At 72.8% G+C, this 21244-nt stretch carries 18 protein-coding genes; 13 read left to right on the top strand and 5 right to left on the bottom strand.

What is annotated here, in order from left to right:
- Position 1: 1 nt before the first annotated feature.
- The 4 genes from AC0VY3_RS24795 to AC0VY3_RS24780 all read right to left on the bottom strand — a co-directional run bounded on the left by AC0VY3_RS24795 (position 2) and on the right by AC0VY3_RS24780 (position 5728).
- Positions 2 to 484: a poly-gamma-glutamate biosynthesis protein PgsC/CapC gene (locus tag AC0VY3_RS24795; protein ID WP_006128197.1), complete on the bottom strand. Its 483-nt coding sequence runs from the start codon at positions 482 to 484 to the stop codon at positions 2 to 4.
- Entirely contained in the window at positions 481 to 2079 is a 1599-nt protein-coding gene (gene pgsB, locus AC0VY3_RS24790) for a poly-gamma-glutamate synthase PgsB (RefSeq protein WP_475550636.1), read from the bottom strand. Before pgsB ends, AC0VY3_RS24795 begins: the two co-directional genes overlap by 4 nt.
- A gap of 6 nt (positions 2080 to 2085) precedes the next feature.
- Positions 2086 to 4341, bottom strand: coding sequence for a cache domain-containing protein (locus AC0VY3_RS24785; RefSeq protein ID WP_475551731.1), 2256 nt, complete (start codon positions 4339 to 4341; stop codon positions 2086 to 2088).
- 208 nt (positions 4342 to 4549) lie between these two features.
- Entirely contained in the window at positions 4550 to 5728 is a 1179-nt protein-coding gene (locus tag AC0VY3_RS24780; RefSeq protein WP_242742771.1) for a CapA family protein, read from the bottom strand.
- A gap of 17 nt (positions 5729 to 5745) precedes the next feature.
- On the opposite strand from AC0VY3_RS24780, the gene AC0VY3_RS24775 reads away from it, so the two are divergent.
- From AC0VY3_RS24775 to AC0VY3_RS24740, 8 genes are all read left to right on the top strand, one after another.
- Complete coding sequence (locus AC0VY3_RS24775; RefSeq protein WP_475550635.1) at positions 5746 to 6735, top strand: hypothetical protein; 990 nt, start codon at positions 5746 to 5748, stop codon at positions 6733 to 6735.
- A 474-nt stretch (positions 6736 to 7209) separates the two neighbouring features.
- Positions 7210 to 8370 carry an NAD(P)/FAD-dependent oxidoreductase gene (locus tag AC0VY3_RS24770; RefSeq protein WP_475550634.1) on the top strand — a complete coding sequence of 387 codons (1161 nt, stop codon included), beginning with the start codon at positions 7210 to 7212 and terminating at the stop codon, positions 8368 to 8370.
- Complete coding sequence (locus tag AC0VY3_RS24765; protein ID WP_103512523.1) at positions 8367 to 8630, top strand: (2Fe-2S)-binding protein; 264 nt, start codon at positions 8367 to 8369, stop codon at positions 8628 to 8630. The genes AC0VY3_RS24770 and AC0VY3_RS24765 overlap by 4 nt, the downstream gene beginning before the upstream one ends.
- The gene (locus tag AC0VY3_RS24760) at positions 8623 to 10119 is read left to right on the top strand and encodes an FAD/NAD(P)-dependent oxidoreductase (RefSeq protein WP_103512524.1); all 1497 of its coding nucleotides are present in this window, start codon (positions 8623 to 8625) and stop codon (positions 10117 to 10119) included. The genes AC0VY3_RS24765 and AC0VY3_RS24760 overlap by 8 nt, the downstream gene beginning before the upstream one ends.
- A 9-nt stretch (positions 10120 to 10128) precedes the next feature.
- On the top strand, positions 10129 to 11037 hold the full coding sequence (locus AC0VY3_RS24755; protein ID WP_475550633.1) for a dihydrodipicolinate synthase family protein: 909 nt from the start codon (positions 10129 to 10131) through the stop codon (positions 11035 to 11037).
- 1 nt (position 11038) lies between these two features.
- A complete protein-coding gene (locus AC0VY3_RS24750) occupies positions 11039 to 12040 on the top strand; it encodes a proline racemase family protein (RefSeq protein WP_242742774.1) in 1002 nt (333 codons plus the stop codon).
- On the top strand, positions 12037 to 13161 hold the full coding sequence (locus AC0VY3_RS24745) for a proline racemase family protein (protein WP_475550632.1): 1125 nt from the start codon (positions 12037 to 12039) through the stop codon (positions 13159 to 13161). The genes AC0VY3_RS24750 and AC0VY3_RS24745 overlap by 4 nt, the downstream gene beginning before the upstream one ends.
- On the top strand, positions 13158 to 14120 hold the full coding sequence (locus tag AC0VY3_RS24740) for an ornithine cyclodeaminase family protein (RefSeq protein WP_103512528.1): 963 nt from the start codon (positions 13158 to 13160) through the stop codon (positions 14118 to 14120). The genes AC0VY3_RS24745 and AC0VY3_RS24740 overlap by 4 nt, the downstream gene beginning before the upstream one ends.
- 180 nt (positions 14121 to 14300) lie before the next feature.
- Here AC0VY3_RS24740 and AC0VY3_RS24735 read toward each other — a convergent pair whose 3' ends face one another.
- Positions 14301 to 15011 carry a GntR family transcriptional regulator gene (locus AC0VY3_RS24735; RefSeq protein WP_103512529.1) on the bottom strand — a complete coding sequence of 237 codons (711 nt, stop codon included), beginning with the start codon at positions 15009 to 15011 and terminating at the stop codon, positions 14301 to 14303.
- 325 nt (positions 15012 to 15336) lie between these two features.
- Here AC0VY3_RS24735 and AC0VY3_RS24730 point away from each other — a divergent pair, with 325 nt between their 5' ends.
- From AC0VY3_RS24730 to AC0VY3_RS24710, 5 genes are read left to right on the top strand one after another with little or no spacing between them, the layout of a single operon-like run.
- Positions 15337 to 17082 (top strand): ABC transporter substrate-binding protein, encoded by a 1746-nt coding sequence (locus AC0VY3_RS24730; RefSeq protein ID WP_475550631.1) that lies wholly within the window; start codon positions 15337 to 15339, stop codon positions 17080 to 17082.
- 55 nt (positions 17083 to 17137) lie between these two features.
- The gene (locus tag AC0VY3_RS24725) at positions 17138 to 18145 is read left to right on the top strand and encodes an ABC transporter permease (protein ID WP_242742778.1); all 1008 of its coding nucleotides are present in this window, start codon (positions 17138 to 17140) and stop codon (positions 18143 to 18145) included.
- Complete coding sequence (locus tag AC0VY3_RS24720; RefSeq protein ID WP_475550630.1) at positions 18142 to 19128, top strand: ABC transporter permease; 987 nt, start codon at positions 18142 to 18144, stop codon at positions 19126 to 19128. The genes AC0VY3_RS24725 and AC0VY3_RS24720 overlap by 4 nt, the downstream gene beginning before the upstream one ends.
- Position 19129: 1 nt before the next feature.
- Entirely contained in the window at positions 19130 to 20203 is a 1074-nt protein-coding gene (locus tag AC0VY3_RS24715) for an ABC transporter ATP-binding protein (RefSeq protein WP_475550629.1), read from the top strand.
- Complete coding sequence (locus AC0VY3_RS24710) at positions 20200 to 21234, top strand: ABC transporter ATP-binding protein (protein ID WP_475550628.1); 1035 nt, start codon at positions 20200 to 20202, stop codon at positions 21232 to 21234. The genes AC0VY3_RS24715 and AC0VY3_RS24710 overlap by 4 nt, the downstream gene beginning before the upstream one ends.
- The last annotated feature ends 10 nt before the right edge of the window (positions 21235 to 21244 follow it).

Below are 21244 nucleotides of genomic sequence, written 5' to 3'. Positions count from 1 at the left end.
GTCAGACAGCGGGCATGATGCCGAGCAGCAGCCCGGCGGCGACGACGATGTAGGCCATGAGCGAGACCGTGCCGGTGGCCAGCAGGGTGGGGCCCTTGGGCTGGCGCACCAGCTGATAGGCGATCAGGCCGGGCACGATGAAGCCGAGCGTCTGGTTGCCGTAGAGCAGCGGGAACTCCAGCGAGAGCAGGATCATCACCGTGCTCTGGAGCAGCACGCCGAGCAGCACCACCGACGCGAACAGCCGCTTGCCGTAGAGGATCACCAGTCGTTGCATGACCTTGGTGCCGGCGTAGGTGAGGGCGGTGACGCCCAGCACCATGGCCGCGCGCTGGACGTCCTCGATCAGCGTCAGGGCGAGCCAGCCCGGAGTGATCATGCCGCCGGGCGAGAGGTTGGTCGTGAGGTAGCACAGCAGCGAGAAGAACAGCCCTATGGCGATACCCAGGGCGGCCATCTCGGGGGTCAGTGCGGCGGTGGTCAACGGGATCTCCGGGCTTCGTCGTGCGGCTCGTCGTGGGGCGGCCAGGTCTGCTGTGCGGGTTCGTACGGCTGCTGCTGCCGCGCGCCGCCGAAGAACTCGAAGGGTCGGTCCTGGCTCCGGTCCTGCTCTTGGCTCCGGTTCTGCTCCTGGCCCTGCCGGGTGTACGGCTCCTGCTGCGCATGCCGTTCCTGCTGGGCGTACGGCTCCCGCTGTGCGTACTGCTCGTGGTGCTCGGGCTGCCGCCGGTAGGAATCCGAGGGCTGGACCGGGATGCGGACCACCGGGATCTCCTGGGTCTGCGAGGCCTGGTAGCGCTCCTCGTACGCCGGGTGGTACGAGGCGAACGGGTCCAGCCGGGGCGCCTGCGCCGGGGTGGCGGCGACGGGGCCCGGGGTCTCCTCGTCCATCTCGCTCTCGTCGGCGGGCAGTTCGGCGAGGCACTCCAACAGCTCCTCGCCCTGGCCGTGGATGTTGCCGATGGCCACCAGCGACGCGCCGTCGGACATCCGGCCGAGCATCGCCGGCATGAACTCCTCGGCGGCCCGCTTCTCACCGCCCAGGTCGACCGCCCGGTCCTGCCAGTCGGCGGGGATGGCGTCGATGGCGCTCTTGGCGGGGTGCCCGATGACGAAGACGTTGTCGGGCTGGAGGTCGGGGATGATCTCGCCCATCTGCCCGTTGCGCTCCACGCGGTCGGGGCGGCAGTTGATCACCACGTTCAGCGGGCGGCGGATGGCGCCGAGGTCGAGGAGCTGGTTGATGTTCATCAGCGTCGACTCGGGGTCGTTGGCCGCGAAGACGTTGGCGAAGGCGAGCCGGTTGCCGTCGGGGGCCACGTACCGCTCCACCGAGAGCACGCCCGGGTCCGGCGGGGCGTCGTACATGCCCTGAAGGGCGACTTCGCGCTCCACGCCGAGGAGATCGGCGACGACCAGGGCGATCGCCACGTTCTCCTTGAAGGTGAACCAGCTGAAGCCGCGCAGCTCCTCGTCGCTGACGGTCTCCGGATCGGCGTACACCAGTTGGCAGTTCCGGGCGTCCGCCTCCTCCTGGAGGATGTGGAAACGTTCCTTCTCGGCGGTGACGCAGATCCCGTCCTCGGGCATCGAGCGGCACAGCGAGCGGGCCACGTCGTCGAGGGTGGGGCCCATCTCGGCGAGGTGGTCCTCGCGCACGTTGCAGAGCACGCCGATCGTCGAGCGGATCAGCTTGCTCTGGTTGACCTCCTGGAGCGCCGGCATCACGGCCATGCACTCGATGACGAGCGCGTCGGGCCGGTAGGTGGCGGCCCGGCGGACGATGCCGATCTGCTCCACCACGTTGGCGATGCCGAACTTGCGGTAGACCGGCTCCTCGGTGGCGTCCGGGTGGATGAAGCGGGCGGCGGTGCCGGTCGTCTTGGCGACGGTGATCAGGTCACCGCCCCGCAGGGCGCCCGCGCAGAGCCGGGTGATGGAGGACTTGCCGCGGATGCCGTTGACGAGCACCCGCGAGGGGATCGTGTGCAGCGCGGCGTAGTGCCGGCGCTGCTCCACGATGCCCGCGACGAGCAGGAACAGACTGCCGGTCAACAGGACGAAGTACAGATAGAGCACGCTTGGTCACCTTCCTCCGGCGCCGGGCCGGGACTCGGCGGGCCGGCGCGCCTGGGTCTGCCGGCGGGCCTGCAACTGCTGGCGGATCAGTTCGACGCTCCGGACGACAGCACCGACCTCGTCCTGGTAGCGGGGGTAGTGCACGGTCTTGAGGTCTCCGTCGGCGAGCTTCTCGGCACCGGCCGCGAGGGCCCGCAGGGGCCGTACGACGACGAGGTGGATCCAGCCCAGGCAGACCACGATCAGGGCGAGGCCCAGCAGACTGGCGAGCACGCTGCGGTCCTCGCGCTCGTAGGCGGTGATCTCGAACCGGGCGGCGTTCTGCCAGCTGACGACGGTCCAGCCGACGTCGGAGGCGACACCTCCGCCGGTGAACGGCGCGGCGGCGGCCACGGTGACCGCGCCACCGTCCCGGATGAGCAGACCGTTCTCCAACGGCCCGGCGCCCACCTGCACGTTGGCGGCGCGCACCAGGTCGGGCAGCACGTCGTTCGGCAGCCCCTCGAAGGCGCGGAAGCCGTCGCTGGCGGCGACCGTCCGCGCTTCGGTGTTCACGATCCGGACCTCGCCGAGACCGGGCCGCTTCAGCAGCGAGTTGAGGAACTCCACCCGCACCTCGCCGACCAGGGTCATGCCCTCGTGCTCCGGCACGGGCGCCCCGGCCTGCACGACGGGCTTCTTCTCGCCCTGGCCGGAGACACGGACCAGCGAGGAGTCCTTCTCCGTGGTCCACGGATGGGGGTCGCCGCCGGCCCGGGCGACGACGACGCCGTCCTTGCCGACGACGTACAGCGCCTGATAGCGGGAGTGCTCCCGCAGGGCGCCCTTCAGCAGGTTCTCGGTGGCGGCGACGTCCTCGGTGTCGAGCAGACGCGAGGTGGACACGAGGTCGGCCTGGGCCTCGTTGAGCGCCCGGCGGGCCCGGTCGGCGACCAGATCGGTGCGGTCGCGCTGGTCGTTGACCATGACCGCGGGGATGCTCACGGTCCCGTCCGTGCGGTTGAGCAGAAGCCCGACGGGGACGCACCACAGCAGCAGGAGCACCGCCGTCAGCACCAGCGGTCCGCGCGCACCGCCCCGGAACCTGCCGGGCGGACGGGCACCGGCGGCCCCGTCCTGGGCGCTCGCGCCGCCGAGCTGCCCGCGGATGCGCTCCAGCGCGGCGCCGATCCGGGCGGCCTCGCCCCAGCGGGGCACCGTGACCGGCCGGATCAGATCGCCCCGGGCGAGGCGTCGGGACTCCAGGAACAGGCCGAGCAGCGGACGCTGCACGGTCATCCACAGCACGGCGACCGAGAGCAGTCCGAGCAGGACCAGCGCGCCCGCCGCGAGCAGACCGAAGAGCTGCCGGTTGTCCTCGGCGAGGGTCTGCTGCTGGACCACGGGAAGCATGGCGACGACCGTGAGGCCGAGGCCGGCGGCGACGCTCTCCCCGTCCTCCGGGTCGGAGGCGGCGAGGGAGGCGTACCCCATGGTGGCGACCCGGCCGTTGTACGCCCCGCCCAGCAGGGTGCCGCTCACCCCGGGGTAGCCGCGGGAGCCGGGCTCCCGGGCGCTGACCGGGTTCTCCTCGGTCTCCTCGGCCGCCTGGTCGGACAGCCGGGTCATCTGCTTCTGCAGGAAGGTGAGTTCCTTGCGCTCCGCGTCCGAGTTGAGCGCCTCGGACTGCTCGAAGCCGGCGGTGGCGAGGATCTCGCCGCCCCGCGCGACGACGGCCATGCTGCGGAACGGGCCCAGGTTGATGGGCGGCACGGAGAGGCTGTTGGAGGCGACCAGCAGCTGCTGCGCCCCCTCCTTCCCCTCCAGCACGGCCATCGTCATCAGCCGTACGTCACCGGTCTCCAGCCGCACCATGCGCGGGGTGAGGGCCTTGTCGCCGGTGAGGACGTCCTTGTCCACCCAGGCCAGCGGGATGCGCTCGCCGCGGGCGGCGAGCACCTTGCCGGTGCCCAGGTCCAGCACCGTGGTGCCGGTCCATTTCTGGTACGCCTTGCTCAGGTCCGACAGAACGCGCTCGGGGTCCGTCGTGCTGCCCGCGTTCAGCGCGGTGGCGGTGCGTTCGAGGTCGGTGACCCGCTCGTCGATCGAGGCGCGCAGGGCGATGGCGCCGTCCTGGGCGAAGTACTGCTGCGAGGAGAGCACCGCCTTGGGCACGACCGGTTCCGCGCCGGGTCCCAGCACCTTGGCCGTGAGACCCGCGAGGGCGAGGATCAGGACGCAGAGCAACGCGATCGGCGGCCGGATGCCGCCCAGCAGCGGCATGTCCGCACGTCTGCGGATGCGCCGCCGGCCTTTCGGCACGAGGGGCGCGGCAGGAGTCGATGTCACCGGTTTTCTTCCTTGGTCGCTGCGGGTGCTCAGTGCCCGGAGGAAGCACCGCTGTCGCATGGCTGCGAGACGCTGTCACATAAAAGACGGATAAGCGCCTAATAGGTTGTTTCTGTCAGCGTGCAGAAAAATGTGGGCCTGATCACTTGTCCAGCGACAGCCGCTTCAGGCCGTCACCGCCCGGCGCGCCCCGGTTGTAGAGGAAGCCGCGCGTACGGTCCTCGGCCAGCCGGTAGCGGGCGATCCGGTCCTCGGACAGCCCTTCGGGGTTGCCCAGGGCCTGCTGGACATCGACGAGGCGGAGGTTCTCGACCGCACCCTCGGGAGCCTTCTCCCCGGGCTCGACCTCGGGCGGGATGTCCATCTGCGTCGTGCGGTAGCGGGCGGAGACGTCCCAGCCGTCGGCGGTCTCGCGGAACTCGAACCAGCCGATGGCCCCCTCCTCGGTGAGGCCGGTCGGCGAGGAGTGCCGGGCCACCTGGTTGCCGAGGCCGTACGCGACCCAGGTGCCGTTGACCTTCTGGATCGGCTGCACCACATGGGCGTGATGACCGATCACCAGGTCGACGCCGGTCTCCTCGGTGAGCCGCTGGGCCATGTCCAACTGCGGGACGCTCGGCTCGTTGTAGTGCTCCAGACCCCAGTGCACGGAGAGCAGCACCACCTCGGCGCCCTGGGAGCGGGCCCGCTTCTCGGCCTTCTTGATCTCGTTCGTGCTGGAACGGTTGAAGGCCCAGCTCTGCTTCTTGGGTGTGGGGTTGAGGAAGGACTCCCAGGAGTACGAGAGGTGAGCGACCTTGACGCCGTTGACGTCCAGGATGTTGATCTGCTCCGCTTCCTTCGGCGTCCGCGCCGACCCGCTGTGCCCGAGGCCCACCTTGTCCATGGTGTCCAGCGTGCGCCGCACGGCCTTCAGTCCATGGTCGAAGGTGTGGTTGGAGGCCGTTGAGCAGGTGTCGTACCCCACGTCCTTCAGGCTGGTCAGGATCTGCGGCGGAACCAGGAACTCCGGGTATCCCTGGAACGGCCCCTCGGGCTTCCCGACGGGCGTCTCCATGTGACAGATGGCGAGGTCGGCCTTGCTGATCACGGGCTTCACCCCGGCGAGCAGCGGTCCGAAGTCCAGTCCGGCCTCTCCGTGCCCGCTCTCCTTCGCGTCCTTCGCGGCCTGTTCGACCAGCTCGGGATGGATGAGGACATCACCGGCCGCGGCTACGGTGAAGCTGCGCCCACCGGCCTTGGCCTGGGGCTGCGCCGGCTCGGTGCCGCACGACACGGTCAGGCCGACGGCCATCGCCAGGAGGGCCAGTGAACGACTCATGCCGAGAGAATTACGGATTGTCACTAAGTCATACTTACATGGCCCTCATGGCCGACCTTCGGATTGTCATCACGGGATGGTCACATTTGCTGCGCACTTTCATCGCACTAGGTTTGCTCCTGGCTTTGGTCGGCTGCCAGACCGATGCGTCCCCGACCTCGGAGGATTCCGTTCCGCGCGCCCGGGAACTGGTCGACCTGCGCAGCCGCGTGCTCGGGTACACGGCGAAGCTCCGTGCCGATGCTCCCTACGGTCCGCCGGGCAAGTCGCAGCGCGTACGGCTGGCGAAGGCCGTCGGGAGCCTGCTGTCGGGTGACGCCCGGGAGGCGGAGCGGCAGCTCGCCCCGCTCGGCCTCGGCCTCACCCGCCTCACCGACACCGACTCGGGCCGCCGTTACGACGAGATCGCCGCCACCGGACCGGGCCGGAGTGCCCGTTGGGGCCGGCTGTATCTGAACGCCGACTCCACCGTCCGCTGGAACGCCCAGGTCCCGCACCCCGTCTCCGACCGCGACACCGAGGTCCTCGGCGTCCGGCTTCTCGAGGAGAACCCCGGCGGCGCTCTCGTTCTGGCGGGCGCCCACCGCCGGGCCGGCGAGAACGGCGCGGCCGATGTCGCCCACCGCGAGGACAGTGCTTTCCACGCGATCGTCGTGGAGCTGCAGAAGCGCGGGGTGCCCGGCGTCCAGCTGCACGGATTCGCCGACTCCGCCGACCGCCCCTACGACGCCGTCGTCTCCACCGGGGCCGTCGAGGCGGCGCCCGCCGAGGTGGTGGCGATGGCCGACCGCATGGACGACAAGGGCTTGCGGGTCTGCCGGGCCTGGGCGGCGCGCTGCCCGCTGGAGGGCCGGGCCAACGTCCAGGGCCGCTCGGCGGACCGCGAACACGCCCGCTTCGTCCACGTCGAGTTGGCCCGGCACGCCCGGGCGGACGACGGACGCGACACCGAAGAGGCCATCGACGCCCTGGGCGGGCTGGTCGCGGGGTGGACGGCCGGCGGGTAGCCCGGCACGGCATTTCGGAGCAGTTCCCTTCCCGGTGCTTGCTCCGGAGGCGGCGGGCCCGGCGCCGGCGGGCGCCTCTTCCGGGGCCCGTCCGGCGTCGGGCGTTGCCGCTTGCGCCCCGGCCGCCCCGGTGGGCCTGGCCGCCCCGGTTGGGCCCGGTGGGCCCGGTGGGCCGCAGGAAGGTCCGTACTCCTTCGGCGGCGAGCGGCCGTACGCGGGTGCCCTGCGCGGCGCTCGGGGGCCGAGCCGAGCATGTGTCGCGGGGCCCGCCCTCGCGTTCGTGACGCTCCATCAGGACCAGGTCGGCGAGGGGGCGCCGTACGCGCCTCGAACTCTTCCGCGCGGGCGGCGGGTGCCCGGGTGAAAGTCACCGGGGCGGCGGCGTTGTCCTCGGGTCGTCCGGATGTATAGCCTAAGCAATGGCATGTGACATTGCACTAGCGGGCGGCCGTGATGGCGCGCTAAGGGGTGGCCATGAAAGTCGTAGTCGTCGGCGCGGGCATCGTGGGCGCCGCCTGCGCGTTCCACGCCGTCGAGGCCGGCCTCGACGTCACGGTGCTCGACCGGGGCCCCGTCGGCGCGGGCACGACCAGCCGGGGCGAGGGCAACATCCTCCTCTCCGACAAGGAGCCGGGACCCGAACTGGAACTGGCCCGGCTCAGCCGCGATCTGTGGGACGAGGCCGCGGAGGAACTCGGCCCGGAGAGCGTCGAGTTCGAGACCAAGGGCGGCCTGGTCGTCGCGAGCACGCCCGAAGCCCTCACCGTCCTGCACGCGTTCGCCGCGCGGCAGGCGGAATCCGGCGTCCGTACCGAACCCGTCGAGCGCCCGGGCGACCTCGAACCGCATATCGCGCCCGGTCTGCCCGGCGGCGTCCACTACCCGCAGGACGCCCAGGTGCAGCCCGTTCTCGCGGCGGCCGGCCTTCTGCGCGCCGCCGTGCGCCGCGGAGCCCGTACGCACACCGGCGAGGCCGTCGCCGCGGTCACCGCCGCCGACGGCCGGATCACCGGAGTGCGTACCGCCGACGGCACGGTGCTGCCCGCCGACGCCGTGGTCAACGCCGCCGGCACCTGGGGCGGCGAGGTCGGCCGCCGGCTCGGCGCACCCGTCGAGATCCTGCCGCGCCGGGGCTTCGTCCTCGTCACCGAACCGCTGCCGCCGATGATCCGGCGCAAGGTCTACTCCGCCGACTACGTCGCCAACGTCGCCTCCAGCGACGCGGGTCTGGAGACCTCGTGCGTCGTCGAGGGCACCCGCGCGGGCACCATCCTGATCGGCGCCAGCCGTGAACGCGTCGGCTTCGACACCGCGATGAACCCGGCCGTGGTGACGGCGCTCGCCGCCCAGGCATGCCGCCTCTTCCCGTTCCTGCGCGGCGTCCACCTGATCCGCGCCTACCGGGGCTTCCGGCCGTACTGCCCGGACCATCTGCCGGTCGTCGGCCCGGACCCCCGCGTCCCCGGCGTCGTCCACGCGTGCGGCCACGAGGGCGCCGGCATCGGCCTGGCCCCCGCGACCGGCGCCCTGGTCACCGCTCATCTGCTCGGCAAGCCCTGGCGCGGCGCCGATCCGGCCGCCCACACCGGCCTGCTGCCCCACCGATTCCTCACCACCGGAGGTGTGCCGAAGTGACCGCAACGACCGCGTTCACCGTGGACGGCGAGCCGTTGCCGTTCGTCCCCGGACAGACCCTGGCCGCCGCGCTCGTCGCCTCGGGCCGGGTCGCCTGGCGGACCACCCGGGGCGGGCAGCGGCCCCGGGGGATCTTCTGCGGGATCGGCGTCTGCTTCGACTGCCTGGTGACCGTCGACGGTACGGGCGGACAGCGCGCCTGTCTGGTCCAGGCCCGTCCGGGCATGGCCGTCACGACCGGGGAGGACGGCGATGAGTGAGTCCGGCGACCTCGTGGTGGTGGGCGCGGGCCCGGCCGGTCTGGCCGCCGCCGCCACCGCCCTGGACGGCGGACTGCGGGTCGTCCTCGTCGACTCGGGGGCCGCTCTCGGCGGCCAGTTCTGGCGCCACCCACCGCTGCCGGCGCAGGAGGCCGTGCCGACCGCGGACCTCCACCACGGTCTGGGCGCCTACCGGGAGTTGTGCGCCACGCTGGCCGCCCACGAGCGCACCGGCCGGCTCACGCTGCTGCTGAACCACCATGTGTGGACCACGGCCCGCGTGGACGACGGATTCGCCGTCCACGCGGTGGACCGGAGCCGGGCGCCCGAGGAGCGGACCGTCGTGCTGCGCGCCCCGGCCCTGCTGCTGGCGACCGGCGCCTACGACCGCCAACTCCCTTTCCCCGGCTGGGACCTGCCCGGTGTGCTCACCGTCGGAGGGCTTCAGGCGCTGCTCAAGGGCGGGGGAGTGGTGGCCGGCCGCCGGGTGGTCCTCGGCGGTACGGGCCCCTTCCTGCTGCCCGTCGCCGCGGCCCTCGCCGCGCGCGGGGCCGAGGTCGTCGCGGTGTGCGAGGCGGCGGCGCCCTCGGCCTGGCTGCGGCACCCCGCGGCCCTGCTCCGTAACCCCGCCAAGTGGGCCGAGGCCGCCCGGTACGCGGGCACCCTCGCCCGGCACCGGATCCCGGTCCGCACCCGTACCGCGATCATCGGCGCCGAAGGAGGAGCAGAAGGACAGGCCGAAGGACAGGCCGGAGTCGGGGCAGGAGCAGAGGGCCGGGTCGCCTTCGTCCGCACCGCCTCCCTGGACGCGGACGGCAACCCACTGCCGGGTACGGAGCGCCGGATCGCGGCCGACACCGTGGGCGTCGGCTGGGGCTTCGTACCCCAGCTGGACCTTCTGCTCCCGCTCGGCTGCGGCCTCGCCGACGCGGGCGACGGCACCATGGCCGCCGCCGTCGACGACGGACAGCGCACCACGGTGCCCGGGCTCTACACGGCGGGGGAGACCTGCGGTGTGGGCGGGGCCGCGCTCGCGGTGAGCGAGGGCCGCGTCGCCGCCGTCTCGGTCCTCACCGACCTCTCCGCGCCGGGCCTGCCGAACGCCCGGCGGCTCGCCGCGGAGCGCCGGGCGGTGATCCGGCACCGCGCCTTCGCCCGGGCGATGGCACAGGCACATCCCCTGCCACCGGCCTGGCCCGCCTGGCTCACCGACGACACCCCGGTCTGCCGGTGCGAAGAGGTCACCGCGGGTGCGGTCCGGTCCGCCCGCGCCGACGACGCGGCGGCCGACCACCGGCAGGTCAAACAGCTGACCCGGGCCGGCATGGGCTGGTGCCAGGGCCGGATGTGCGGGCCCGCCGTGCACTGCCTCGTGGCCCGCGACCAGCCCTACGCCCCCGCCGAGCGGCTGATCGCGACCCCCGTCTCCCTCGGTGCGCTCGCCGACGCCGGCGAGTCCACCCCCGATCCCGCCTCCGATCCCACCTGAGGAGTTCCCATGGACCGCACCTCCCCCCGTACCCGGATGCCCTGGCACGGCGTCATCGTCGCGACCAGCCTCCCCTTCGGCCAGGACCTCGCCGTCGACCACGGCGCCTACGGCGACAACGTCGCCTGGCTCGCCGATCAGGGCCTGCACGGCGTCGCCCCGAACGGCTCGCTGGGCGAGTACCAGACCCTGACGTACGAGGAACGCGACCGCGTCGTGGAGACCGCCGTGGCCCACGCCCCCGAGGGCTTCACCGTGATGCCGGGAGTCGGGGCGTACGGCGCGATCGAGGCGCGGCGGCACGCCCTGTTCGCCAAGGACGCCGGCTGCCAGGCCGTCATGTGCCTGCCGCCCAACGCCTACCGGGCCGACGACCGCGCCGTCCTGGAGCACTACGCGATGGTGGCCTCCGCCGGACTTCCCGTCACCGCCTACAACAACCCCATCGACACCAAGGTCGACCTGCGCCCGGAGCTGCTGGCCAAACTGCACGCCGAGGGCTTCATCGTGGGCGTGAAGGAGTTCTCCGGAGACGTCCGCCGGTGCTACGCGATCAACGAACTCGCCCCCGATCTCGACCTGATCATCGGCACCGACGACACCCTCCTGGAGGTCGCCGTCGCCGGTGCCAAGGGCTGGGTCGCCGGCTACCCCCAGGTCTTCCCGCGCGCCTGCCTCGACCTCTACAACGCCTCACTGGCGGGCGATCTCGACACCGCGCTGCCGCTCTACCGCAGGCTCCACTCCGTACTGCGCTGGGACAGCAGGACCGAGTTCGTCCAGGCGATCAAGCTCGGCCAGGACATGATCGGCCGGACCGGCGGAGTCTGCCGCCCGCCCCGGCAGGCCCTGGACCCGGAGACCGAGGCCGTCGTCCGCTCCGCCACCCAGGCCCTCATCGACGCGGGGGTGAACTGACGTGCGCTCGAAGGTCTGTTACCACGCGGTCGACTCGCACACCGAGGGCATGCCGACCCGGGTGATCACCGGCGGGGTGGGCGTGCTGCCGGGCGCGACCATGGCGGAGCGGCGGCAGCGGTTCATGGCCGAACGGGACGGGCTGCGCACCCTGTTGATGTGCGAGCCGCGCGGACACGCGTCCATGTCCGGCGCGATCCTCCAGCCTCCGACCCGGCCGGACGCCGACTTCGGGGTGCTGTTCATCGAGGTCTCCGGCTGCCTGCCCATGTGCGGCCACGGCACCATCGGCGTGGCGACGGTCCTGGTGGAGACGGGCATGGTCGAGGCGGTCGAACCGGAGACCCTCATCCGCCTCGACACCCCCGCCGGTCTCGTCACCGCGCGGGTCGCCGTGCGCGACGGCCGCGCCGAGTCCGTCACCCTGGAGAACGTCGCCTCCTACAGCCACGCGCTGGACCAGGTGGTCGAGGTGGCGGGCTTCGGCCCGGTCCGTTACGACATGGCGTACGGCGGCAACTTCTACGCCGTCGTGCGCACCGAGGACCTCGGCATCCCCTTCGACCGGTCGGAGAAGGGGCGGCTGCTCGACGCGGGCCTGGCCGTCATGAAGGCGATCAACGAACAGAACCCGGTGGTCCATCCGGAGAACCCGGCCATCGACGTCTGTCACCACGTCTATCTGGAGGCCCCCGGATCGACCGCCGAGCACTCGCGGCACGCCATGGCGATCCACCCCGGCTGGTTCGACCGCTCGCCCTGCGGTACGGGAACCAGCGCCCGGATGGCCCAACTGCACGCGCGGGGGCTGCTGAAGGCCGGGCAGGACTTCGTCAACGAGTCCTTCATCGGCTCCCGCTTCACCGGCCGCATCCTGGGCGAAAGCACGGTCGGCGGGCGGCCCGCCGTCCTGCCCTCCGTCACCGGCCGCGCCTGGATCACCGGAACCGCGCAGTATCTGCTCGACCCCACGGACCCCTACCCGACGGGTTTCACCGTATGACGGCCGACCCTGCCGCCGCCCGTTCCACCGGCCCTTCCGCCGACCCTGCCTCCGGTCCGACCGGGACGGCACGTCCGTACACCACGCCGATCCGAACCGCCGACTGGCACACCGGGGGCGAACCCTTCCGGATCGTGCCCGAGGCTCCGCCGGTCCTGACCGGGCCCGGGCTCACCGTCTCCGAGCGGCGTACGGTCGCCATCGCCGACGCGGGCGCGCGGTGGACCCGGGCCCTGCTGTGCGGCGAACCGCGCGGCCACGCCGACATGTACGGGGCCTTCCTCGTCCCGCCGGACGACGCCGGGGCCCACCTCGGCGCGCTCTTCTGGCACAAGGACGGCTTCTCCACGGCATGCGGCCACGGCACGATCGCCCTCGGCTCCTGGGCCGTCGCCACCGGACTGGTCGCCGCGCCGCCGGACGGCACGACGGACGTCGTCATCGACGTCCCGTCCGGCCGTGTGACGGCGGCCGTGCGCACGGCCGGCGGCCGGGTCGCGGACGTGACCTTCGTCAACGTCCCCGGCCATGTCCACGCGCGCGGCGTCGAGGCGGCGACCTCGTACGGGAGCCTCACCGTGGACATCGCCTTCGGCGGCGCGATGTACGCCGTGCTTCCGGTGGACCGGCTCGGCCTCGGCCTGCGGGTCCGGCCGGGGGACGTCACCGCGCTCATCGCGGCCGGCCGCGAGATCCGCGACGCGCTGAACGCCGTCCGGGCCGCCGAACACCCGGACGACGACCGGCTGTCCGGCGTCTACGGAACGGTCTTCACCGAAGAGGCCGCCGCCCCGGTCGAACTCCCGGACGGCACAAGGCGGTTGCACCACCGCAACGTCACGGTGTTCTCGGACGGCCAGGTCGACCGCTCGCCGTGCGGCTCGGGCACCGCGGCCCGGGTGGCGCTCCTCGCCGACGCCGGGGAACTGCGCCCCGGCGACGAACTGCGGCGCGAGTCGGTGGTGGGCTCCGCCTTCCGCGCCCGGATCGAGCGGACGGTCACGGTCCACGGCCGGCCCGCGGTCGTCCCGGCCGTGACGGGCACCGCGTACGCCACCGGAACCGGCCGCTTCACCGTCGATCCCGACGACACCCTCGTACCCGGGTTCGTGCTGCGATGACGGTGACGCTCGACGCGGCGGACGTGTCCGCGCTCGGTCCGGTGGCCGCCGTCGCCGCGGTCCGGGAGGCGCTGGCCGCAGGGCTCGACCCGGACGGTGACGTACCGCGGGCGGTGGTGCCGCTGGCGCACGGTCAGGGGCTGCTCATGCCCTCCGAGCACGGCGGCTGGTACGGAGTGAAGGTCGCCACCGTCGCGCCGGGCAACGCCGCGCGCGGCCTGCGTCGGATCAACGCCACGTATCTGCTGCACGACAGCGCGACCCTGACGCCGGTGGCCCTGCTGGACGGGGTGGCGCTGACGACCCTGCGCACCCCCGCCGTCTCGGTCGCGGCCGGCCTGGAGCGGCTGCGCGCGCTCGCGGCCGGGTGCGAGGACGGGGACGAGGACCGGGGGCTGCGACTGGTGGTGTTCGGCGCCGGCCCCCAGGGGGAGGGGCACGTCGCCACCGTACGGGCCCATGTGCCGGTGGCCGAGGTCGCGGTCGTCACCCGGCGCGGAGGACCCGTTCCCGGCTGGGCGGACCGGCGCCTGGCGGCGGACGACGGGGGAGTGGCGGCCCTGGTGCGGCGGGCGGAGGCCGTCGTCACCGCGACGTCCGCGCGTCGGCCGGTGGTCGACGGGCGGCTGGTGCGCGACGACGCGGTGGTCCTGGCGGTCGGCTCGCACGAACCGGACGTACGGGAGCTCGACAGCGTGCTGATGGGGCGCGCCACCGTCGTGGTGGAGAGCCGTGAGATCGCCCTCCGGGAGGCGGGCGACGTCGTCCTGGCGATCCGCGAGGACATGCTCGCCCCGGACGACCTGCTCACCCTGGCGGATCTGCCCGGCGCCCGGGCCGCCGCCGTCCCGGCCGACCGCCCGCTGGTCGTGAAGACCTGCGGGGCTGGCTGGCAGGACCTGGTGATCGCGGTCGCCGCCTACCGGCGGAAGGTGGGCGTGGTGGTCAAGCGCGGCTGAGGTGGGCGCCCGGGCATCGGCCTCGACGCGCGCCGCGTTCGGCGGACTACGGCATCAGCGAACGCCACCGCGTCGGGCCTCGGCCTGAACGCCCGCCGACTGCACAGGGGTTACGCGTCAGCCCGCGCCGCCCCGTCAGGCCTCCGCCTCGACGCACCCCGCCCCCACCGGACGTCCGCGTCAGCGCGCGCCGAGCTTGCGGGTCGGTGCGGCGCGTTCGGCCTCCCGCTTCCGGGCCGCCCACAGCGTCCGCACATGCGCGAGATGGCCGCGCATGTGCGCCTCGGCCGCCTCCGCGTCTCCCGCGATCATGATGTCCAGGAGCGCGGTGTGCTCCCGCGCCGAACTCACCAGCGACCCTTCCTCGGACAGATCGGTGAGCCCGTAGAGCCGGGAGCGCTTGCGCAGGTCGGCCACGGTCTCGACGAGGCGGGTGTTCCCGGCGAGGGCGAGCAGTTCGAGATGGAAGCGCCGGTCGGACTCCAGATAGGCGATCAGGTCGCCGCCCTGCGCGGCCGTCACGATCTCCTCGGCCACCGGGCGCAGCGCCTCCAACTGCTCGCGGGAGGCGGTGCGGGTCACGCGGCCGATGGTGGGGATCTCGATGAGCGCGCGGATCTCGGTGTACTCGTCCAGGTCGCGCTCGGAGAGTTCGGTGACCCGGAAGCCCTTGTTGCGCACCGCCTCGACCAGACCCTCGCGGGCCAGGTCGAGCATGGCCTCACGCACGGGCGTCGCCGAGACGCCGTACTCGGCGGCGAGGGTGGGCGCGGAGTAGATCACGCCGGGCTGAAGTTCACCCGCTATCAGCGCGGCCCGCAGTGCGTTGGCCACCTGGTCGCGCAGATGTTCCTGCACCGAGATGAGTTTGCGGGACTTCAGCTCACTCATGCGTTCCCCTTCACGATTTGTCACCGCACTATACAATGTCACGTTGCGCGGCGACGCGGCGCCCTCCGGAGGGCGGTCGAGGAGCGCGGAGACCGGCGAACGGCCCGGGCCCGAGGGGACACGTTTCGGTAACGGGGCGACGTACGTCTTGGCTGTGCAATTTCACATTACTATGTTACGGGTCACACGTTATGGTCGCGGGCGGCCGCCCGGATCGCCGCCGGGCGCTCCGGCCCGGCTCACTTCACCCCTTCTCCGGCACGTTCCGGCCTGGTCAGGCCCGTTCCGCTCCGCCGCGTCCCCTTCCCGTACGAGGAGTGCACCCATGTCCCGTGGCACCCGCACGCTGTCCGCGACCCTGAGCGCCTCGCTCGCCCTGGCCCTGCTGGGAGCCTGCTCCGCACAGGGAGGTGACGACCGCGGCCCGGACGAGCGGCAGCCCGGGGTGGCGACCGGCACCGTCATCGGCGGCACCCCCGAGCGCGGCGGCACCCTGACCGTGCTGTCCAACCAGGACTTCGCCCATCTCGACCCGGCCCGCAACTGGGTCATGCCGACCATGGACTTCGGCACCCGGCTGATCTACCGCACCCTCACCACCTTCCGGGCCGCACCCGGGAAGCAGGGCAGCGAGATCGTCCCCGACCTCGCGACCGACCTCGGCAGGTCCTCCGACGGCGGCCGCACCTGGACCTTCACCCTGAAACCGGGACTCGCCTACGAGGACGGCACCCCGATCCGCGCCCGCGACATCAAGTACAACGTCGAGCGCTCCTTCGCCCCGGACCTCGCGGGCGGCCCCGACTACGCCCAGCGCTATCTGGCCGGCACCGACGGGTACGCCGGTCCGCTGGACGGCAAGCACCTCGACTCGGTCCGGACCCCCGACGACCGGACCATCGTCTTCTCGCTGCGCAGGCCCGTCGCCGAGTTCTCCTACACGGTCACGCTGCCCACCTTCTCCCCTGTGCCCGCGTCCCGGGAGAAGGGCGTCCAGTACGACCTGCGGCCCTTCTCCTCCGGTCCGTACCGCATCGAGAGCTACGCACGCGGCAAGAAGCTGGTGCTGGTCCGCAACCCCCACTGGGACGCGGCGACCGACCCGGTGCGCAAGGCGTACCCCGACCGCATCGTGGTGATCCAGGGCCTCAAGGGCGGCCAGATCGACGACCGGATCATCGAGAGCGCGGGCGCCGACGCCTCCGCGGTCGAGTGGTCCGACCTCCAGCCCTCCAGCGTCGCCAAGGTGCTGCCGAAGCCCGCGATCCGGCAGCGGCTCTCCGCCGAGCGCACCGGCTGCACCGACATGCTCGCGCTGAACACCTCCCGGGCGCCCTTCGACGACCCGAAGCTCCGTCAGGCGATGCAGTACGCCGTCGACAAGGAGGCCCAGGTGACCGCCAACGGCGGACCGGCCCTCAACGACGTCGCCACCGGCTATCTGCCCCCGTCGCTGACGGGCGGCCGGCCCGCCGACCCGGTCCACGACGGACCGGCCACCGGCGATGCGAAGAAGGCCCAGAAGCTGCTCGCCGAGGCGGGCAGGGCCGACGGGTTCGACACGACGATCACCGTGTCCACCGGCGACAAGACCCGCGCCGAGGCGCTCCAGCAGAGCCTGGCCCGGGTCGGCATACGGCTGCGCATCGAGACCGTCGACCCCTCGGTCTACTACGACACCATCGGCGATACCGCGGGCGCCCCCGACATGGCCATCAGCGGCTGGTGCCCGGACTACCCGTCCGCCGCCACCTTCCTGCCGTTCGTCTTCGACGGCCGCACCATCAGGCCCAAGGGCAACCAGGGCAATGTCTCCCAGTTCCGCGACAAGGCCGTGGAGAAGCGCATGGACGAGATCGCCGCGATGCCCGACGCGGCCGCCGCCAACACGGCGTGGACCGCGCTCGACCAGGAGATCCAGCGCTCGTCCCCGGCCGTCCCGCTGCTCTGGGAGCGCAAGCCGCTGCTGGTGGGCGACAACATCGCCGGGGCCTTCGGACACCCGTCCTGGACCGGCCAGTTCGACTTCGCGGTGATCGGGCTGAAGGACCCGTCCCGGAGCAAGGGCTGAAGAGGCCGGAGGGGCCGAAAGGGCTGAGGGACCGAAGGAACGAGGACGCATCGCCATGACTCCCGTCACCAAGCAGACCGCCGGACCGCCCACGGGACCGGGCGCCGGGCCGCCCGCCGGACCGGCTGCCGCCCCGACTGCCGGCGGACCCCGCTCCCCGGCCCTGCCCGCCGCCCCCTGGCGGGCCACCTGGCGCCGCCTGTGGGGCGACCGGGGCAGCCGGACCGCCCTGATCGCCGCCGCCCTGCTCGTCCTGGTCGCCCTCACCGCGCCTCTGCTCAGCCGGCTGGGCGGCTGGTCGCCCACCGCCTTCGACGCCGGCGCCATCGACCCCTACCTCGGCGGCCTGCCCCACGGAACCCTCGGCGGCATCAGCGCCGAACACTGGCTCGGCGTCGAACCGGTCACCGGCCGCGACCTGTTCGCCCGCGTCGTCCACGGCGCCCAGGTCTCCCTGCTGATCGCCTTCGCCGCCACCGCGATCGTCGTCGTCACCGGCACCGCCGCCGGTATCGCGGCCGGCTACTTCGGCGGCCGCGTCGACACCGTGCTGAGCCGGCTGATGGACCTCACCATGTCCTTCCCCTCGCTCATCTTCATGATCGCGATGATGTCGGTGGCCCAGGACGTCGACCGGGTCCTGCTGATGACCGTCGTCATCGGCGTCTTCGGCTGGCCCGGCATCGCCCGCGTGGTGCGCGCCGAGGCCCTCTCGCTGCGCCACCGCGAGTACGTCGAGGCCGCGCGCGCCTGCGGCAGCGGGCCCTGGCGCATCCTCACCCGGCAGGTGCTGCCCAACATCTCCGGGCCCGTCATCGCGTACACCACCCTGCTGATCCCCGGAATGATCAGCACCGAGGCGGCGCTCAGCTTCCTCGGCGTGGGCGTGCGCCCGCCCACCCCCTCCTGGGGCCAGATGATCGCCGAGGCCGTCGCGTACTACGAGACGGACCCCATGTACTTCGTCGTCCCCAGCGTCTTCCTCTTCGTCGCCGTCCTCGCCTTCACCGTCCTCGGCGACGCGCTGCGCGACATCCTCGACCCCCAGGGAGGACGCCCGTGATCGCCTACCTGGTCCGCAGGATCCTCGGCGTGACCGGCGTCCTGCTCGCCATCTGCGCCGTCACCTTCGTCATCTTCTACCTGCTGCCCGCCGACCCGGCCGCGGCGGCCTGCGGCAAGACGTGCAGCCCCGAACGCCTCGCGGAGGTACGTCACTTCATGGGCCTCGACCAGCCCGTGTGGCGCCAGTTCGGCGACTACCTCGTCGGGATCTTCGCCGGCCGCGAACTGGGCAGCGGCCCGCACGCGTTGCCGTGCGGCTTCCCCTGCCTCGGCTACTCCTACGAGAACGCCCTGCCGGTGTGGGACCTGCTGATGGACCGGCTGCCCGTCTCCGTGTCGCTGGCCTTCGGCGCGGCCTGCCTGTGGCTGGTGCTCGGGCTGACCGCCGGGGTGACCGCCGCCCTGCGCAAGGGCGGCCTCCTCGACCGCACCCTGATGGTCGGCGCAGTGGCCACCGCATCGCTGCCCGTCTACTTCACCGCGATGATGCTGCTCTACGGCCTGGTCCGGCTGACCGGGCTGCTGCCCTACCCCGCCTACGTCCCGCTCACCGACGACGCTCTTGCCTGGGCGGCCAATCTGCTGCTGCCGTGGATCGCGCTCGCCCTGCTCTACGCCGCGATGTACGCCCGCCAGAGCCGCAGTTCGATGATCGAGACGATGGCGCAGCCCTACATCCGGACCGCCCGCGCCAAGGGCCTGCCGGCCCGGACCGTCGTGGTCAAGCACGGACTGCGCTCCGCGATGATGCCGGTGCTCACGCTCTTCGGCATGGACCTCGGCGCCCTGCTCGCCGGAGCGGTCATCACCGAGTCCATCTTCGGCATCCCCGGCGTCGGCCGGCTCTTCTACGACGCCCTGCAACGCTCCGACCAGCCCGTCGTGCTCGGCGTGACCCTGCTCGCGGCCTTCTTCATCGTGGCGGCCAACGTCGTCATCGACCTCCTGTACGCCGTCGTCGACCCGAGGGTGAGGAACTGACGTGCCGCCCACCACCGAACCGGACCCGCCCCTGCTGCGCGTCCAGGACCTGCGGGTCGCCTTCGACACCCCCGTCGGCACCGTCCAGGCGGTCGACGGGGTCTCCTTCACCGTGGCGGCCGGCCGCACCCTGGGGCTGGTCGGCGAGTCCGGCTCCGGCAAGTCGGTCACCTCCCTCGCCGTGATGGGCCTGCACCGCCGGGCACGGGTCAGCGGATCGGTCGCCCTCGCCGGACAGGAGCTCCTCGGCCTGACCGACCGCCGGTTCGGCCGGCTGCGCGGACGCCGGATGGCCATGGTCTTCCAGGACCCGCTGTCCGCACTGCACCCCGCGTACACGGTCGGCGAACAGATCGCGGAGGCCCACCGCCACCACTTCGGCAGCGGCCGGCGCGTCGCCCGCAGACGCGCCGTGGACATGCTCGGCGAGGTCGGCATCCCCGAACCGGCCCGCCGGGCGGGGCAGTACGCGCACCAGTTCTCCGGCGGCATGCGCCAGCGCGCCATGATCGCCATGGCCCTGTCCTGCGAACCCGAACTGCTCGTCGCCGACGAACCGACCACCGCGCTCGACGTCACCGTCCAGGCGCAGATCCTCGAACTCGTCGCCCGGCTCCAGCAGGAACGCGGACTCGGCGTGCTGATGATCACCCACGACCTGGGCGTGGTGGCCCGCGTCGCCCACGAGGTGCTCGTGATGTACGGCGGGCGCGGCGCCGAACAGGCCCCGGTGGACGACCTGTTCCACAGCCCCGCGCACCCCTACACCCGGGGCCTCCTGGACTCGCTGCCCCGCCTGGACGACCCGGACGACGCCCCGTTGCGCGCCATCCCCGGCTCCCCGCCGTCCCCGGCCGGGCCACGGGCCGGCTGCCCCTTCGCGCCGCGCTGCCCCCGGGCGGCCGCCGCCACCGCCCCGGAGCGGGCCCGCTGTACCGAGGAGAGCCCCCGCCCTCGGGACGTACCCGGCGGCGGCCGGCTGGTCGCCTGCCATCTGCCCCTGCCGCCCACCCCGGCCGCCCCGTACCCCGGTCCGGCCGGCGGGGTGCCCGTACCGGCCGAGGAGGCCCGATGAAACCCACGTACACCAACTCCGCGCACTCGCAGGTTCGTTCGGCCGAGGGTGACGGGGCGGCGCCCCTGCTGTCCGTACGCGGTCTGGTGAAGGCGTTCCCTGGCCGCCGCGTCCTGGGGCGCGCCGCCGCGCCGGTCCGCGCGGTGGACGGTGTCGATCTGGAGCTCGCGGCGGGGGAGACCCTCGGGCTGGTCGGGGAGTCCGGCTGCGGCAAGTCCACGACCGGCCGGATGCTGGTCCGGCTGCTCGAACCCACCGCGGGGACAGTCGAGTTCGAGGGCCGCGACATCACCCGTCTCTCCCCGCGCGAGCTGCGGCCCGTCCGGCGGCGCCTCCAGATCATCTTCCAGGATCCGCACGCCTCCCTGAACCCGCGGCAGACCGTCGCCCGCATCATCGCCGAACCCCTGCTGGTGCAGGGCGCCACGGCCTCGGCGGCCCGGGACCGGGCCGCCGAACTGCTCGATCTGGTGGGTCTGGGCGCCGAGCACCTGGACCGGCACCCGTACCAGTTCTCCGGCGGTCAGGCCCAGCGCATCGGCATCGCCCGGGCCCTGGCGACCGGCCCCTGTCTGATCGTCGCCGACGAGCCGGTCTCCGCGCTCGATGTGTCCGTCCAGGCCCAGGTCGTCAATCTGATGGAGCGTCTGGGCGAGCAGCTGGGGCTGTCGTTCCTCTTCATCGCCCACGACCTGTCCGTCGTGAAGCGGGTGTGTGACCGGGTGGCGGTGATGTATCTGGGCCGCATCGTCGAGATCGGCGACAAACACGAGCTGTACGACAGCCCCGCGCACCCCTACACCCGCGCGCTGCTCTCGGCGGTCCCGCTGCCCGACCCGGCGGCGGAGCGCCGCCGCGAGCGGATCCTGCTGCTCGGCGACCCGCCGAGCCCGGCCGCGCTGCCCAGCGGCTGCGGCTTCCATCCGCGCTGCCCCAAGGCGCAGGCCGTCTGCCGTACCGAGCGGCCGCTGCTCCAGGTCGTCGGCTCCGGCGCGCGCACGGCCGCCTGCCACTTCCCCGAGACGGGCTGAGCGGCACCCG

The organism is Streptomyces sp. iso_384, assembly GCF_056172905.1.
This window is presented reverse-complemented; position numbering and strand designations above follow the sequence as displayed.